Source organism: uncultured Tateyamaria sp. (assembly GCF_947487805.1).
Taxonomy (GTDB): Bacteria; Pseudomonadota; Alphaproteobacteria; order Rhodobacterales; family Rhodobacteraceae; genus Tateyamaria.
Map to the genome: position 1 here is coordinate 237,147 of NZ_CANKXW010000003.1, position 15,607 is coordinate 252,753.

General features: G+C 63.9%; 18 protein-coding genes. 14 read left to right on the plus strand and 4 right to left on the minus strand.

Annotated features, from left to right (window positions below):
• The first annotated feature begins 70 nt into the window (after positions 1-70).
• On the plus strand, positions 71-250 hold the full coding sequence (locus tag Q0949_RS10520) for a DUF1674 domain-containing protein (RefSeq protein ID WP_299371417.1): 180 nt from the start codon (positions 71-73) through the stop codon (positions 248-250).
• A 76-nt stretch (positions 251-326) separates the two neighbouring features.
• Here Q0949_RS10520 and Q0949_RS10525 read toward each other — a convergent pair whose 3' ends face one another.
• A complete protein-coding gene (locus Q0949_RS10525) occupies positions 327-680 on the minus strand; it encodes a dihydrodipicolinate reductase (RefSeq protein WP_299371419.1) in 354 nt (117 codons plus the stop codon).
• A 119-nt stretch (positions 681-799) separates the two neighbouring features.
• Positions 800-1,615, minus strand: a complete 816-nt coding sequence (dapB, locus tag Q0949_RS10530) for a 4-hydroxy-tetrahydrodipicolinate reductase (RefSeq protein WP_299371422.1) — start codon at positions 1,613-1,615, stop codon at positions 800-802.
• An 87-nt stretch (positions 1,616-1,702) separates the two neighbouring features.
• On the opposite strand from dapB, the gene rbfA reads away from it, so the two are divergent.
• The 12 genes from rbfA to Q0949_RS10590 all read left to right on the plus strand — a co-directional run bounded on the left by rbfA (position 1,703) and on the right by Q0949_RS10590 (position 12,571).
• A complete protein-coding gene (rbfA, locus tag Q0949_RS10535) occupies positions 1,703-2,098 on the plus strand; it encodes a 30S ribosome-binding factor RbfA (RefSeq protein ID WP_299139078.1) in 396 nt (131 codons plus the stop codon).
• Positions 2,095-2,832, plus strand: coding sequence for a phosphodiester glycosidase family protein (locus Q0949_RS10540; RefSeq protein WP_299371425.1), 738 nt, complete (start codon positions 2,095-2,097; stop codon positions 2,830-2,832). The genes rbfA and Q0949_RS10540 overlap by 4 nt, the downstream gene beginning before the upstream one ends.
• Before the next feature lie 53 nt (positions 2,833-2,885).
• Positions 2,886-3,791 (plus strand): tRNA pseudouridine(55) synthase TruB, encoded by a 906-nt coding sequence (gene truB, locus Q0949_RS10545; protein ID WP_299371428.1) that lies wholly within the window; start codon positions 2,886-2,888, stop codon positions 3,789-3,791.
• A gap of 185 nt (positions 3,792-3,976) precedes the next feature.
• Positions 3,977-4,483: a hypothetical protein gene (locus Q0949_RS10550; RefSeq protein WP_299371431.1), complete on the plus strand. Its 507-nt coding sequence runs from the start codon at positions 3,977-3,979 to the stop codon at positions 4,481-4,483.
• Between the two features lie 101 nt (positions 4,484-4,584).
• Positions 4,585-5,100 (plus strand): DUF1643 domain-containing protein, encoded by a 516-nt coding sequence (locus Q0949_RS10555; protein WP_299371434.1) that lies wholly within the window; start codon positions 4,585-4,587, stop codon positions 5,098-5,100.
• Positions 5,101-5,227: 127 nt separating this feature from the next.
• Positions 5,228-6,196: a calcium-binding protein gene (locus tag Q0949_RS10560; RefSeq protein ID WP_299371437.1), complete on the plus strand. Its 969-nt coding sequence runs from the start codon at positions 5,228-5,230 to the stop codon at positions 6,194-6,196.
• 154 nt (positions 6,197-6,350) lie between these two features.
• Positions 6,351-6,620: a 30S ribosomal protein S15 gene (rpsO, locus tag Q0949_RS10565; protein WP_108839422.1), complete on the plus strand. Its 270-nt coding sequence runs from the start codon at positions 6,351-6,353 to the stop codon at positions 6,618-6,620.
• Positions 6,621-6,687: 67 nt separating this feature from the next.
• Positions 6,688-7,530 (plus strand): DMT family transporter, encoded by an 843-nt coding sequence (locus tag Q0949_RS10570; RefSeq protein ID WP_299371440.1) that lies wholly within the window; start codon positions 6,688-6,690, stop codon positions 7,528-7,530.
• A 9-nt stretch (positions 7,531-7,539) separates the two neighbouring features.
• The gene (locus Q0949_RS10575) at positions 7,540-8,061 is read left to right on the plus strand and encodes a hypothetical protein (RefSeq protein WP_299371443.1); all 522 of its coding nucleotides are present in this window, start codon (positions 7,540-7,542) and stop codon (positions 8,059-8,061) included.
• 184 nt (positions 8,062-8,245) lie between these two features.
• On the plus strand, positions 8,246-10,381 hold the full coding sequence (pnp, locus tag Q0949_RS10580; RefSeq protein WP_299371446.1) for a polyribonucleotide nucleotidyltransferase: 2,136 nt from the start codon (positions 8,246-8,248) through the stop codon (positions 10,379-10,381).
• Between the two features lie 106 nt (positions 10,382-10,487).
• Positions 10,488-11,369: a glycosyltransferase family 2 protein gene (locus Q0949_RS10585; RefSeq protein WP_299371449.1), complete on the plus strand. Its 882-nt coding sequence runs from the start codon at positions 10,488-10,490 to the stop codon at positions 11,367-11,369.
• A gap of 2 nt (positions 11,370-11,371) precedes the next feature.
• Positions 11,372-12,571 carry a rhamnan synthesis F family protein gene (locus Q0949_RS10590; RefSeq protein ID WP_299371452.1) on the plus strand — a complete coding sequence of 400 codons (1,200 nt, stop codon included), beginning with the start codon at positions 11,372-11,374 and terminating at the stop codon, positions 12,569-12,571.
• Here the strand turns inward: Q0949_RS10590 and Q0949_RS10595 are convergent.
• Positions 12,568-13,218 carry a peroxiredoxin gene (locus Q0949_RS10595; protein WP_299371455.1) on the minus strand — a complete coding sequence of 217 codons (651 nt, stop codon included), beginning with the start codon at positions 13,216-13,218 and terminating at the stop codon, positions 12,568-12,570. The two genes, Q0949_RS10590 and Q0949_RS10595, sit on opposite strands and share 4 nt — an antisense overlap.
• Positions 13,219-13,343: 125 nt before the next feature.
• Here Q0949_RS10595 and Q0949_RS10600 point away from each other — a divergent pair, with 125 nt between their 5' ends.
• Positions 13,344-14,783: an aldehyde dehydrogenase family protein gene (locus Q0949_RS10600; RefSeq protein WP_299371458.1), complete on the plus strand. Its 1,440-nt coding sequence runs from the start codon at positions 13,344-13,346 to the stop codon at positions 14,781-14,783.
• A 125-nt stretch (positions 14,784-14,908) separates the two neighbouring features.
• On the opposite strand, the gene Q0949_RS10605 is transcribed toward Q0949_RS10600, so the two are convergent.
• Positions 14,909-15,556 (minus strand): RluA family pseudouridine synthase, encoded by a 648-nt coding sequence (locus Q0949_RS10605; protein WP_299371461.1) that lies wholly within the window; start codon positions 15,554-15,556, stop codon positions 14,909-14,911.
• Between the last annotated feature and the right edge of the window lie 51 nt (positions 15,557-15,607).

The following is a 15,607-nucleotide window of genomic DNA, read 5'->3' on the forward strand; positions in this document are numbered from 1 at the left end:
CTCGTCGCACCCGACTTGCCGGGGCAGAAGCCGCGCGTATATCAAGGGTCAGACCAGAGAGAAAGCAACCATGTCCAGCAAGACACCAGACGACCTGCCCCCCGCCGCACAGCGCGCCCTGGCCGAGGCCGAAGAACGCCGCAAGGCCGAAAAGGACCTCGATCTGCCCACGGAATTGGGCGGGCGCGACGGCCCTGAACCCGTGCGTTACGGAGACTGGGAGAAAAAAGGCATCGCCGTCGACTTCTGACAGCACCGCCCAATGGGATGGTGGGTGGGGCGTCGTTGGCGTGCGCAGGCACGCAAACGCGCGTCAGCCAACAAACCTAGCGCAAACGGAACATCGCGCTGTCACCGGCACCACGATCCGATGTGAACTTGATGCGCCCATCTGCGGTCGCCTGCACCTGCTGGCAATTATAGCCCAGCGCATCACCACCCCAGAACAGATCCCGACAGAAATAGCCGTCTTTCCACGACCACGTGCCCTCGACATCCCAGCGCGCGCCACGGCCCTCGATCCGGCCATCCGGCGTTACGGTCAGCTTGACCAGGGGCCGCGTCAACGTCTTGCCCTGCACCAATTCGACAAACCTGTCCTGATCTTGAACCTTGGTCAGGTCCGCCATCGCTGGCATCGCAAAACAGATCGCCGCAAAGGCTCCGGTCAAAACACGCATCTCAAACACCTCACAGGTTGGCGGACTACTTGCCAATGCTTACGTGCCTGCCCGGTGTTTGGTTCACCCCGTGGGAAATTTTTCGACTTTTTTGCGTCCTGTCCCTCAAATTGAGCGGATCACCGCTTCAACCCCAACACATCCAACATGTCATATTCACCGGGTGCCTTGTCCTGCGCCCAAAGTGCCGCGCGCAAGGCACCCTTGGCAAAAAGCGCCCGGTCTGTCGCCATGTGCCGCAAAACAATCCGCTCGCCCGCCCCGGCAAACAGCACCTCGTGCTCGCCCACGATGTCGCCACCGCGCACCACGGCAAATCCGATGTCGCCGCGGGTCCGCGCCCCGGTGATCCCGTCGCGCGCCGCATCGCGCACTTGCGCCAGATCCACGCCACGCCCCGCAGCCGCTGCCTCACCCAGCATCAGCGCCGTCCCAGACGGAGCATCAACCTTGTGGTGATGATGCGCCTCGATCACTTCGATGTCGAAATCCTCATCCAGCGCCGCGGCCACCTGTTTGGTCAATTGCACCAGCAAGTTCACGCCCAGACTCATGTTGCCAGCCCGCACGATGGCACAGTGCCGCGCGGCGGGTTCCAGCTGTGCGATCTGCTCATCCGTCATGCCGGTGGTGCCGATGATATGCGCCGCGCGCGCCTGTGCTGCGATCTTCGACAGGGCAATCGTGGCCTCGGGTGCCGTGAAATCAATCACCGCCTGTGCCTGCGCCATTGGCTTCAACGCATCATCATAGACCAGCGCGCCCAGCGCAGCGCCGCCCATGGCCACGCCCACATCCTGCCCGACCCAGTCATGCCCCGGACGTTCCAGCGCGCCAACCAACCGCATCTTGTCACTTTCCATCACCGACCGGATCAGCATCTGGCCCATCCGCCCCGATGCACCCGCAATCACGATACCCGGCAGTTCTGTCATATCCTTCACCCCTTTTGGCGGTTTCCCGCTGTCCTAACGCGCGCAGGCCCGCTTGGCAAAGGGGGGCGCCTGACTTAGATGGGTGGCATGGCAAAGAACAAATTCCACGACGGCCCCGGCCCCTCGCAACGACAACTGCGCGTGGGCGAACTTATCCGCCGCACCCTATCCGAGGTGCTGGCGCGCGGCGACGTGCATGACCCCGACCTCAACCGCATGTCCATCACCGTGGGAGAGGTGCGCACTTCCCCCGATCTCAAGATCGCGACAGCCTATGTCCTGCCTCTCGGCGGGCAGGGCCAGGACGAGGTGCTGAAGCTGCTCGCCCGCAACAAAAGCGAGCTGCGACGCGCCGTGTCCAAAAAGCTGGCGCTGAAATTCGCACCTGACCTGCGATTCCAGCTGGACGAAACCTTTGACCGCATGGACGACACCCGCCGCATGTTGGGCCAGGACGCGGTGCGCCGCGACACCGAAGCGTGATACGCGCCACCCTTCTGGCGTTGATCGCATGGACCGCCCCCGCCTGGGCCGCCACCTGCGAAAACGTGCGCCATGACGGCACTGGCTATACCATCTGCGAGGTCGATCTGACGACCGAGGACCTGCGCCTGTTCCTTTACGATGAAGCGGGCGACGTGCTGGGCCAGTTCGGCGCGGTGGACCGCAGCCTCAGGGCCGAAGGCAAGACGCTGGGCTTTGCCATGAATGCGGGCATGTATCACGACAACCGTGCACCCGTCGGACACTATGTCGAGGACGGCACGGAACTGATGCGCGTCATCCCGAATGCAGGCCCCGGCAATTTCGGCCTGCTGCCCAATGGGGTGTTCTGCATCCGGCCGGGCCGCGCGGACGTGGTCGAAACGCTGCGCTTCCAACGCGAGGCGCCCGCCTGCACCTACGCCACCCAATCGGGCCCGATGCTGGTGATCGACGGTGACCTGCACCCCCGGTTCCTGCCCGACAGCACCTCGCGCTATGTGCGCAACGGCGTCGGCACCAGCGCCGATGGCACCCGCGCGGTGTTTGCCATCTCGAATACCGCCGTGACCTTCCACCAGTTCGGGCGGCTCTTTCGCGATCACCTGAAGCTGCCCAGCGCGCTGTTTCTGGACGGCAACATCTCGCGGCTCTACGCGCCCGCCCTGAACCGCAGCGACATCGGCTTTGCCATGGGGCCGATTGTCGGCACCGTGATCAATCGCACAGATTGACAAGCCCGCGCGCGCTGCGCTAGGCGGCAGCCCTTATGCAAAACGGGGGCGACATGGGCCGCACACGCAAAGGGCGCGATATTTCCGGATGGCTGGTGGTGGACAAACCCGCCGGGCTGACCTCGACCGCCGTGGTGAACAAGGTCCGCTGGGCGCTTCAGGCGAAAAAGGCCGGCCATGCCGGCACGCTGGACCCGGACGCCACCGGAGTTCTGGCCGTTGCACTGGGTGAGGCGACCAAGACGGTGCCCTACATCACCGACGCGCTCAAGGCGTACCGATTTGTTGTGCGGCTGGGGCAGGCCACCAACACTGACGATGCCGAGGGCGAAGTGATCGCCACCTCCGATATGCGCCCCACAGATGATCAGATCAAGGACGCGCTTGCCCCCTTTGTCGGGGACATCATGCAGGTCCCGCCAAAGTTCTCCGCCGTCAAGATCGACGGCCAGCGCGCCTATAAACTCGCCCGCGACGGCGAAGACGTCGACATCGCCGCCCGCCCCCTCTGGGTCGAGGAACTGGTGATGACCGACCGGCCCGACGCCGACCATGTGGAGCTGGAGATGATCTGCGGCAAAGGCGGCTATGTCCGGTCCATCGCGCGCGATCTGGGGGCGGCCCTCGGGTGCCACGGCCACGTGCGCGAGCTGCGCCGCATCTGGTCCGGCCCCTTCGAGGTCAGCGACGGCCTGACCTTTGACCGGATCGAGGCCATGGCTCAAACCCCGGAACTTGACACACACCTGCGCCCCATCGCCGAGGGGCTGGCAGATCTGCCGGAGGTCAAGGCCACACCCGAGGGCGCCGTGCGCATGCGCAACGGAAACCCCGGCATGGTGCTGGCCTCGGACGTGGAATATGGCGACGAATGCTGGGCTTCGCTCGACGGTGTGCCGGTGGCTGTGGGTCGCTACAAAGCGGGCGAGTTGCACCCCGCACGGGTATTCAACCTCTGATATCTCGGGGACGTTGTAACAATACCCGCCGCCGTCACGCGGCGTCACGGACGGTTTTTCGCTGAAATGTTACAGTCTCGCGATCCGTGATCAGCCCTGCGTGAGGCGGGCTGACACTTTGGGACCAGGTGGTACATATCTCTTTCATCAACACAGACACACGCCTTTTGATGAAAGAGACAGACATGACACCCATCACCCTCCGCACCGTCGGCACCGTGCTCACCGCAGGTGCATTCGCCACCATCGCCTTTGACGTTTTTGGACAGGCACTCAGCCCGCTCTTTGGGTATGCCAAGCTGGCACCCGTGGGCCTCGCCGGTGCGTCGATCAAGGCCATCTTCGGCGCAAACCCCTCTGGTGCGGCCTACCTGCTGCACGCTTTGACGGGCCTCGTGTTCTTCGCCGTGGGCTGGTTCGCCGTGGCGCGGCCGCTGCAATTGGCGATTGCGCCCCGCCTGCACTGGTCGCTGACAGCGGTGGCTTACGGCGTCGCGCTCTGGGTCTTTGCCCTCTACGTCATGGCCCACCTCGTGACCGGCAACAAACCCTTCCTCGGGTTCACCGGCATCACCTGGGTCGCGCTCTGGGGTCACATTGTCTATGCGCTGATCGCCGCGGGCATTATGGAGGCCAAGGGCGCCATCCTTGACCTGCGCCGCAGCAACGCCTCCGCTGTCCCCGCCGAATAATTCCATCCACCACTCACGCGACAACCGGGGTCGCCGCTTGTGCGGCGGCCCTTTTTTGCGCCCTGTTGCGCGCCCAAACACACAATGGCACACAAGGCCTCATGATCACCCGCACCCACACCAAGGGCGACGCGCCGTCGACCGCCATCTACTCCGACTGCGAACGCTATCGCTACAGCCTGACGCGGATCTGGGACCCGGACGGGCCGCGGGTAAATTTCGTGATGCTCAACCCCTCGACCGCGACCGAAGTGCAGAACGACCCGACCGTCGAACGCTGCGAACGTCGCGCGCGCACGCTGGGCTTTGGCAGCTTTGCCGTCACCAACATCTTTGCTTGGCGCGACACCGATCCCAAGGCGATGCGCGCCGCACCCGATCCCATCGGGCCGGGCAATGACGCGGCCATCCACGACCGGGCCGCGTGGGCCGATCAGGTCATCGCCGCTTGGGGCACGCACGGTGCCCACCTGAACCGTGGCCACGCGGTCAGCACCCTGCTGCGCGACACGGGCAAACCCCTGTTCCACTTGGGTCTGTCCAAGGCGGGCCACCCCAAACACCCACTCTACCTGCCCTATACACAGCAGCCCGAACCGTGGACCCCCGGCGCCTAGAAAGTTTGGATTTTATCTATTTCGTTCACCGGGCATTAACCATTTGCGGAGAATCGCTTTGCGTCGGATGCCCGAGTCGCCGTAACTTGCGCTTGGGCAATTGCGCCTGTTTGATGGGAACGAGTAGATGTTGTGGCTTGCAGGTTTGATGGGTCTCATGGCGGTCGGCGCAGTCGGCGTGATCGATATGGGCGGATCATCTGACGAAGATGAGGAGACGCCCGAACGGGCGCCCATTGCCGATGCATCTGACCCGACCAATCAGCAAAACGTATCAGATGATGGCGACAACGCAGCAGAACCCGCAGCGCAAGAGCCCGCTGACACGGGCTTCAACCTCGGCACGGACGGCAGCGACAGCCTGACCGGCGGCGCAGGCGATGATACCCTGCATGGCGAAGAGGGCGACGACACCATCGACGGTGCGGCAGGCGATGATACGCTGCATGGCGAAGACGGCGAAGACCTGATGCGCGGCGGTGACGGCGATGACAGCATCACGGGTCACAATGACAATGACACCCTGTCCGGCGGCGCCGGGGCGGATACGATGCAAGGCTCCGCCGGAGAGGACGTCCTCGACGGTGGCGACGGCGATGACGCAGTGCACGGTGGCCTCGACAACGACACGCTTTCCGGCGGGCAAGGCGAGGATACGCTGTTTGGCGGCTGGGGCGACGATCTGGTCAGCGGGGTCGAGGACAATCCTGACACGGCCGGTGTCGATGACACCGACACCGGCGATTACCTGAACGGTGGTGGCGGCGACGACACGATCATCGCTGGCGAAAACGATACGGTCACCGCTGGTGACGGCGAAGATGACATTGTGCTGGGCAGCTGGATCACCAATGGCAACACCGCACAGATCATGGATTTCGACGCCGAGGACGACAATATCCTCCTGGTCTACGAAGACGACAGCGATGTCCCGGACGTCTCTTTGCAACCTGATCCGGACAACCCGGACACGATGCAGGTGATGATGGACGGCGTCGCAGTGGCCAATGTGCTGAACGGCGCGGATATCACGATCGAGGATATCGCGATCATGCCGCTCAGCCTTGCGCAATCCTCGGGCATGGCACCACTCTGACCCTCTGGGCACAGCGCGCCAGTTTTGCTTTGCCATCACCGCGAATCTCTCCTATACGCGCGCATCCCCGCAGCACATGCGGGGGTATCTAGGCCCCGCGCTGGACGACATCCCGGCCGGCGGCGTCCAACTCTAACCTGCAAAGGAGATCCCGATGTCGATCACTGCTGAAGAAAAAGCACGCGTCATGAAAGAGTTCGCCACCAAAGAAGGCGACACAGGCTCGCCCGAAGTACAGGTGGCCATCCTGTCCTCGCGCATCGCGACTCTGACCGAGCATTTCAAGACCCACAAGAAAGACAACCACGGCCGCCGTGGTCTGCTGAAAATGGTTGCCCTGCGCCGCAAGCTTCTGGACTACACCAAGGCCAAGGACGAGGCGCGCTATCAGGATCTGATCAAACGTCTGGGCCTGCGCCGCTGATCCGCGCCGGAACCGACCAACGACAATCGCACCCTCCGGGGTGCGATTTGCGTTTGAGGGGTCAGTCGTGCTGATCACCGCGTTGCAGGTCTTTGCCGCCACCACCTGCATCGTCCTGGGCGACGCTGCGGGCAAGGCGCTGACCGCGGCGGGGTTCAACCCGTTCCTTGTCGCGTGGACCCGGTTCCTTTGCGCCGCGATTGCACTGGCCCCTTTTTGCGGCCTGAACCGCACGGCGCTTGCCATGTTGCGCGACCCGCGCGTGATCCTGCGCGGCGCTTTGATTGCTGCGGGCATCAGTTGCATCTTGACCGCGTTGTCCACCGCGCCGATGCCGGACGTGTTCGGCGCCTTCTTTATCGGACCGATCGTGTCCTTTGTCCTGTCAGCACTCTTGCTCGGGGAACGGGTCACCACTGCCAGGGCGGCGCTCTTGGCGTTGGGATTTACTGGGGTGGTGCTGGTGGTGAAACCGGGCTTTGACATGTCGCCGGGCATCGGCTTTGCCCTGCTGGCCGGGGTGTTCTACGGCTGTTTTCTGGTAACCACTCGGTGGCTGGCCGGCGCGTACCGTCCCCGCGCCCTGCTGTTTTCACAACTGATCATCGGCGCGGTCCTGTTGACGCCTTTGGGCGCCAGCACGGACATCCCTCCCCTCACAGGTCCCGCCATGCTCCTGATCGCCGCCAGCGCCGCGGGATCCGCCGCAGGCAATTTCGGGCTGGTCTGGGTCAGCCGGACCACGGCCGCCGGGGTCGTAGCACCGTTGATCTACGGTCAATTGATCGCTGCCACTGCCATAGGCTATCTCGCCTTTGGCGACTGGCCCGATGCGCTGACCCTGATCGGGCTGGTCGTGATACTGGTCTCCGGGCTCGGCTCGCTTTGGCTGGCCCGCCGCGCGCTCTAGATATGGGGCATGCACGACCTGCCCCGCCTTGCCCTGTCCGTCCGCCAACCCTCTGCCTGGGCCATCATCGCCGGGCACAAGCCGATTGAAAACCGCACGCTCGGCTCCATCCGTGCGGGGCGCATGGGGCCGGGGCGCATCTGCATCCATGCCGCCGCAGGGCTCAAGGAAGAAGAGTTCGGATACCTCTATTGGCGGCTGGGCAAACATGGGGTGACCTGCCCCCACCCCATGGACCTGGCCCGCGGTGCCATCATCGGCACGGTTGAGGTTACCGGCGTCATCACCGCGTCGGACAGCGAATGGTTCGGCGGCGCGGCGGGCCTGACCCTGCGGGACCCCGAACCCTGCACCCCAATCCCTGCCCGCGGGGCCTTGGGCTATTTCGAATGGCAGCCGGGCGGCACCCTCGCCACGCCAACGAAATGGATGCGCAATTGGGGCCGCGCGACGCCGGATGCCGCGACAGGCGACCTGTTTCCCGATGCGCCCATCACCTTTGCCGCACCGCCCCAGAAACCCTGGGGTTAAGGTGCGGATGCGCCGCAGGTCTGCGCGCTTCCAATTCAGGGCAAACTGCTGTATGCGCGCAAAATCTGACAGCATGGCGCCCGGACCTCAGCGCCCGAGAGTAGATGGTGCCGCAACCGGCACCGAGGTCAGGGGGAATACGCCCCCTACGCAAATGGCCAACTGGCCAACTTAGGAAACCTAGATGTTCAACGAAGTGAAAAAATCGATGCAGTGGGGCGAAGAAACGCTCTCGCTGGAAACCGGCAAGGTTGCCCGTCAAGCAGACGGCTCCGTGATTGCCACGCTGGGCGAAACCAGCGTTATGGCGAACGTGACGTTCGCCAAGTCGCCAAAACCGGGTCAGGACTTCTTTCCCCTGACCGTCCACTACCAGGAAAAATACTACGCCGCGGGCAAGATCCCCGGCGGTTTCTTCAAGCGTGAGGCCCGCCCCACCGAGAAAGAAACCCTGACCGCCCGCCTGATCGACCGTCCGATCCGGCCCCTGTTCGTCTCCGGCTTCAAGCACGAAGTGCTGGTGATGTGTACCGTCCTGTCTCACGATCTGGTCAACGACCCCGACATCGTCGCCATGATTGCGGCCTCGGCTGCCCTGACCATCTCGGGCGCGCCGTTCATGGGCCCCATCGCCGGTGCACGCGTCGGTTACGAGGATGGCGAATACATCCTGAACCCGACCGTCGACGACATGCAGGACCTGCGCCTGAACCCCGAGCAGCGCCTTGATCTGGTTGTCGCCGGCACCAAAGACGCCGTGATGATGGTCGAATCCGAAGCATACGAGCTGTCCGAGGCCGAAATGCTGGGCGCGGTGAACTTTGCCCACGAGCAGATCCAGCCGGTCATCGACCTGATCATTTCGCTGGCCGAAGAAGCGGCGAAAGAGCCCTTTGACTTCCAGGCCCCCGACTATTCGGAGCTCTACGAAGCGGTCAAAGCTGCAGGCGAGACGCAGATGCGTGCCGCCTTCGCCATCAGCGACAAGCAAGAGCGCACGAGCGCGGTTTCCGCCGCCCGCACCGCAATTGTCGACGCGCTGACCGAAGAGCAGCAGGAAGACAGCAACCTCGGCTCCGCGCTGAAAAAACTCGAAGCATCCATCCTGCGCGGTGACGTCGTCAAAACCGGGACGCGAATCGACGGTCGTAAAACCGACGAAATCCGCGACATCGTGTGCCAGACAGGCCTTTTGCCCCGGACGCACGGCTCGGCCCTGTTCACACGCGGCGAGACCCAAGGTCTCGTGGTGACAACGCTGGGCACCGGCGATGACGAGCAATTCATCGACGCCCTGCACGGCAACTTCAAATCCAACTTCCTGCTGCACTACAACTTCCCCCCCTATTCGGTGGGTGAAGCGGGTCGCGTGGGCCCTCCCGGCCGCCGCGAAATCGGTCACGGCAAACTGGCATGGCGCGCGCTGCAAGCCGTGCTGCCTGCCTCGACCGACTTCCCCTACACCGTGCGTCTGGTGTCTGAAATCACTGAATCCAACGGCTCGTCCTCGATGGCGTCGGTCTGCGGCGGCTCGCTGTCGATGATGGATGCGGGCGTTCCGCTGAAATCGGCCGTGGCAGGTGTGGCCATGGGTCTGATCCTCGAAGAGGACGGCAGCTATGCCATCCTGTCCGACATCTTGGGTGACGAAGACCACCTGGGCGACATGGACTTCAAAGTGGCAGGCACCGAAAACGGCATCACCTCGCTGCAAATGGACATCAAGATCGCAGGCATCACGCCCGAGATCATGGAAAAAGCCCTGGAGCAGGCGAAAGCAGGCCGGATGCACATCCTGGGCGAGATGGGCAAAGCCATCACAGGCGCGCAGGAATTCAGCGTGCACGCACCGCGGATTGAGACCATGCAGGTGCCCACGGACAAAATCCGTGAGGTCATCGGTTCGGGCGGTAAAGTGATCCGTGAAATCGTTGAAGTGTCGGGCGCCAAGGTCGACATCAACGACGACGGCATCATCAAGATCGCATCGCCCAACGGCGATTCTATCAAGAAAGCCTATGACATGATCCACTCGATCGTGGCCGAACCCGAAGAGGGCGCGATTTACACCGGTACAGTCGTCAAGATCGTCGACTTTGGTGCGTTCGTGAACTTCTTTGGCAAGCGTGACGGTCTGGTGCACGTATCCCAGATCGAAAACCGCCGCCTGAACCATCCTTCGGACGTCCTGAAGGAAGGCCAAGAGGTCAAGGTCAAGCTCCTGGGCTTTGACGATCGTGGCAAGGTCCGCCTGTCGATGAAAGTCGTCGATCAGGAAACCGGCGAAGAAGTGAAGAAAGAAGAGCCCGCCGCGGAGTAATCCCGGCACCGCTCAACGCATCAAGGCCCCGGTGGAAACGCCGGGGCCTTCTTGTTTCTGCACGCCGTCTGTGGTTTCAGACCCTGACCATTGCCCAAGGCCCGCCATGCCCACACTCAGCGATATCCAGATCGTGACCGTTGCCTATAACAGCACCGGCGTGATCGGTGACATGCTGGCCTCTGTCCCGGACGGCGTGCAGATCGTGATCGTGGACAATGCCAGCGCCGACGCAGATACCTTGCGCGCGCTGGCGGACAGGCACGGGGCGCAGGTGGTGACAAACCCCGTCAATCGCGGCTTTGGCGCGGCCTGCAACGTCGGCGCTGCCATCGGCGACAGTGCCTATCTTCTGTTCCTGAACCCCGATGCGCAATTGGCGGAGGGATGCCTGAACGCCCTGCTGGCCGCGTCCGAAACATGCCCCGACGCCGCCGCCTTTGTGCCCAATGTGCGCGACCGCCGCGGGCGGCCCGCGTTTCGGCGTCGCTCCAACCTTTTGCCGCGCGCCGCTTGGTGGTCCGGCCCGCCCCCCGAAGCCGATACCGACGTGCCGCTGTTGAACGGATCGGCGGTGTTTGTTCCGCGCGCCCGCTTTGACGCAGTGGGCGGGTTCGATCCAAAGATCTTTCTCTATCACGAGGATGACGACCTCGCCCTGCGCCTGTCCGCCTTGGGGCCATTGCGGTATGTCCACGCCGCCACCGTGCACCACGCCGAAGGGCACAGCAACGTCCGCACCCCGGCCACCGCCGCCTTCAAGGCCTGGCACATGGGGCGCAGCCGCGTCTATGCCACCGCGAAACATGGCCGCCCCGCACCGATGCGCACCGCGCTGTGGTCGGCGCTGGGGCAATTGGCCTCACCGCTGGCATGGGCATCGAAACGCAAACGGGCCAAGCAGCTTGCCTTTCTGCGCGGCGTGCTCAGCGCGCGGGCGGATGGCGGGGCGGGCTATGCCCCGCTGCCGGAACAGAAAGGGGCCTGAACATGGCGGGATCGATCCTGAACAAGCTGGGGCGCGAGCTGTCCCGTTTCGGTCGCCAGATCGTGGCCGCACCCGGCAACCTCTGGCGGTACCAGACCGAACGCCGCCACTACGACCGCGTCACCGCCCGCCAGATCGTCACAACCGACGGGCAGGTCGCGCAGACAGAGCGCGTCGCACTCTACCTGATCTTTCCCGGCATGGGCGTGCAGCCCAGCCACCTGCGCGCCCTGCGATGGATGACCGACAATGGCTATGCCCCGCTGGTCGTGTCCAACCTGCCGCTGGGTGACGCCGACAAGGCCCAGTTGCTGCCGCTATGCTGGCGCATCCTCGAACGGCCAAATGTGGGCTATGATTTCGGCGGCTACCGCGACGGGATCCTGCATCTGGGCGACAGCCTTCCTGCGCTCAAACGGCTGGCGTTCCTGAACGATTCGTCCTGGTTCCCGATGCCCGGCACCGACGGTTGGCTCCGACAGGCGGAAACCGCAGGCCCCGACTTTGTCGCCGCCAGCTATCACTGGGGCATCGACCGGGTCCGCCCGCATGACTTTCGCACGATCCGCTGGCGCTTTGGCACCGGCAACCGCAACTTCCACTACGGCTCCTTTGCGCTGTCCGTGGGCCCTGCGGTGCTGCGTGATCCAGGCTTTTTCGCCTTCTGGAAGGCCTACCGTCTCACTGGTGACAAATCGAAAACCGTGCGCCGCGGCGAAACCGGGTTCACCCGCTGGGTGCTGCGCAGCGGCCACAGCCACGCGGCCACTCACGACATCGCGACACTGGACGCCGACCTCGCGGCCATGTCCGACGACCGCCTCGCCGACCTCGCGACCAAGCTGATCCTGCACGAGGACAGCACCATGCGGCAGGTCAAGCTCGACACGCTGGCCAGCACGCAAGGGCGCGACCGCGCCGTCCTGATCCCGTTGATCCTGACCGCCATCGCCCGCCAAGGCGTCAGCTATGCGCTGCCGCACCACCTGATCCGCGACAAGGCCTATCCGTTTCTCAAGAAAAGCCCGCTCTGGGCCAGCGCCGACACCCACGCGATCATGATGGATTTCCTGCACGGCATCGACGGCGATCTGGGCACCGAACTGTGCGCCGAAGCCACCGCCACGGTGCAGGCGCGCGCGCCGCACCTGATCGGCGGCGCAGCCTTAGGGACCGCGCCGCCAAAAAACGATACCGCTTAGCTCGGTGCCTTGGTCTTGCGCAGATAGGGCAGGACCGTTTCGAACTCACCGAACTTGGCCTTGGCGTCCTCATTGGACACGGTGGGTGGGATGATCACGTCCTCGCCCGGCACCCAGTTCGCGGGCGTCGCCACACCCTTGGCCGACATCTGCAACCCGTCCAGCGCCCGCACGACCTCGGCAAAGTTGCGGCCCACAGTCATCGGATAGGTCATCGACAGCTTCAGCTGCTTGTCGGGGCCGATGATAAACACGGACCGCACCGTGGCACTGTCCGCAGGCGTGCGCCCATCGGGCAGGTACGCCTCCGCCGGCAGCATGTCGAAGGCCTTCGACACTTCCAGCCCGGCATCGGCAATGATCGGGAACCCGGCCTTGGTGCCTGCGACCTTCTCGATGTCGCCCTTCCACTTCTTGTGGTCCTCGACCCCGTCGACGGACACGCCGATCACCTTGGTGCCGCGCTTTTCCCATTCATCGGCCAGCTGCGCCACGGCGCCAAACTCGGTCGTGCAGACGGGCGTGAAATCCTTGGGGTGCGAAAACAAAATCGCCCAGCTGTCGCCAATCCAGTCATGCAGGGAAATCGTGCCGTGGTCCGTTTCGACCGTCAAATCGGGGATCGTGTCGTTAATGCGCAAACCCATGGTGTCCTCCGTCGGGATAATGTCGTCAGACTGCAACCTAAGCGATCCTGACCATCTTTTCATCCCCCGTCTTGTCGCCAGCCCCGCCCGGTGCCACAGTCCACCCAAATCTCAGGGAGAAACCCATGCTCGAAAAACGCGATTTCTACATTGGCGGCCAGTGGGTCGCCCCGATGAACGGCACCGATCACCACGTGATCGACCCCTCGACCGAAGAACCGACCGCCGTCATCTCGCTTGGCGGCACGCAAGACGCCGAGGCAGCCATCGCCGCAGCCAAGGCGGCGTTCCCCGCGTGGATGGCCACGCCGGTGGAGGACCGCATCGCATTGGTCGAAAAGCTGATTGAGGTCTATGAGAAACGCGGCGAAGACCTGGCGCAGGCCATGTCCGCCGAGATGGGCGCGCCCCTCGACATGTCGCGCAGCCAGCAGGTCGGCGCTGGCACATGGCACCTGAAAAACTTCATCCGCGCGGCCAAGGCGTTCGAGTTCAACCGCCCCCTCAGCGACCGCGCCCCGAATGACCGGATCATCTACGAGGCGGTGGGCGTCGCGGCCCTGATCACCCCGTGGAACTGGCCCATGAACCAGGTCACGCTCAAGGTCGGCGCGGCGGCGATCGCGGGCTGCACCATGATCCTGAAACCCAGCGAAGAATCCCCCCTCAACGCGATGATCTTTGCCGAGATGATGCACGAGGCGGGCTTCCCCCCAGGCGTCTTCAACCTGGTCAACGGCGACGGCCCTGGCGTCGGCACCGTGCTGTCCGGCCACCCGGACGTCGACATGGTCAGCTTTACCGGCTCGTCCCGTGCAGGCCGCCTGATCTCCAAAAACGCCGCCGATACGCTCAAACGCGTGCACCTCGAACTGGGCGGCAAAGGGGCGAATGTCATCTTTGACGATGCCGACGACAAGGCCGTCAAACGCGGCGTGCTGCACATGATGAACAACACCGGCCAATCCTGTAATGCCCCCAGCCGCATGTTGGTCCAACGCAGCAAATACGACGCCGCCGTCGAAGAGGCCGCCGCCGTCGCGGGCAAAGTCACCGTCGGCCCCGCCAGCGACGAAGGCCGCCATATCGGTCCGGTCGTGAACGAGGTCCAATGGACCAAGATCCAGGACCTGATCCAGAAAGGCATCGACGAAGGCGCCAGGCTCGTCGCCGGTGGCACAGGCCGCCCCGAAGGCTTCAACAAGGGCTTCTACGTCCGTCCCACCGTCTTTGCGGACGTCACCAACGACATGACCATCGCCCGCGAGGAGATCTTTGGCCCCGTCCTGTCGATCATTCCTTTCGACACCGAAGAGGACGCCGTCGCAATCGCCAACGACACGCCCTACGGCCTGACCAACTATGTCCAGACGCAAGACGGCGCGCGCCTGAACCGCATGGCACAGGCGCTCCGCTCCGGCATGGTCGAAATGAACGGCACCTCCCGCGCTGCAGGCTCGCCATTTGGCGGCATGAAACAATCCGGCAACGGGCGCGAGGGTGGCATCTGGGGCATCGAGGACTTCCTCGAAGTCAAAGCCGTCTCGGGCTGGGCCGCCGAATAGGCCCTGATCCCTGTCATCTTGCCAAATAAACTCCGGGGGGAGGCGCAGCCGGGGGGCTGGCCCCCCTCCACCCCCTCCACTCGGATGCCCGTAGGGCGGAGTCTAACCCCGCCAAACTGCGCAATTCAAAACGGCACAGGCGCGCGGAACCGCATCATACGGCCCGAATCCGGGTGCTTGATCTTCAGCTCTTCGGAATGCAGCATCAGACGCTCGAAATCGCGCGCCGCCCCGTCGGCATAAAACGGATCGCCCAGGATCGGATGGCCCAGGGCCTGCATGTGCACCCGCAACTGATGGCTCCGCCCCGTTTGCGGCATCAATCGCACGCGCGTCTCGGTGTCCGTATCGCGCAGCACCCGCCAGTCGGTCACTGCCGGTTTGCCATTCTCGTGGTCCACATGCTGCTTTGGCCGGTTCGGCCAATCCACGATCAACGGCAGATCCACGCGCCCGGTCTTGGGCGTCAGCCGCCCCCAGACCCGCGCGACATAGGTCTTTTTCGCCGCACGCAATTCGAACTGTTTCGACAGGAACCGTTGCGCATGGGGCGTCAGGCCAAAGACGATCACGCCGCTTGTGTCCCGGTCCAGACGGTGCACCAGCAACGCCTGCGGCCACACCGCTTGCACCCGCGCCATCAGACAATCGGACAGGTGCGCGCCCTTGCCCGGCACAGACAACAGGCCCGACGGCTTGGATACGGCCAGCATCTCTGCATCGTCGTGCAGCACGTCAAGCGGATCATTGGGCGGGTCATAGATGCTGTCCATGGGTCCGCCTCTCAAATGCGCTGACCAAAGGCAAGCCCCATCACGTTTCAG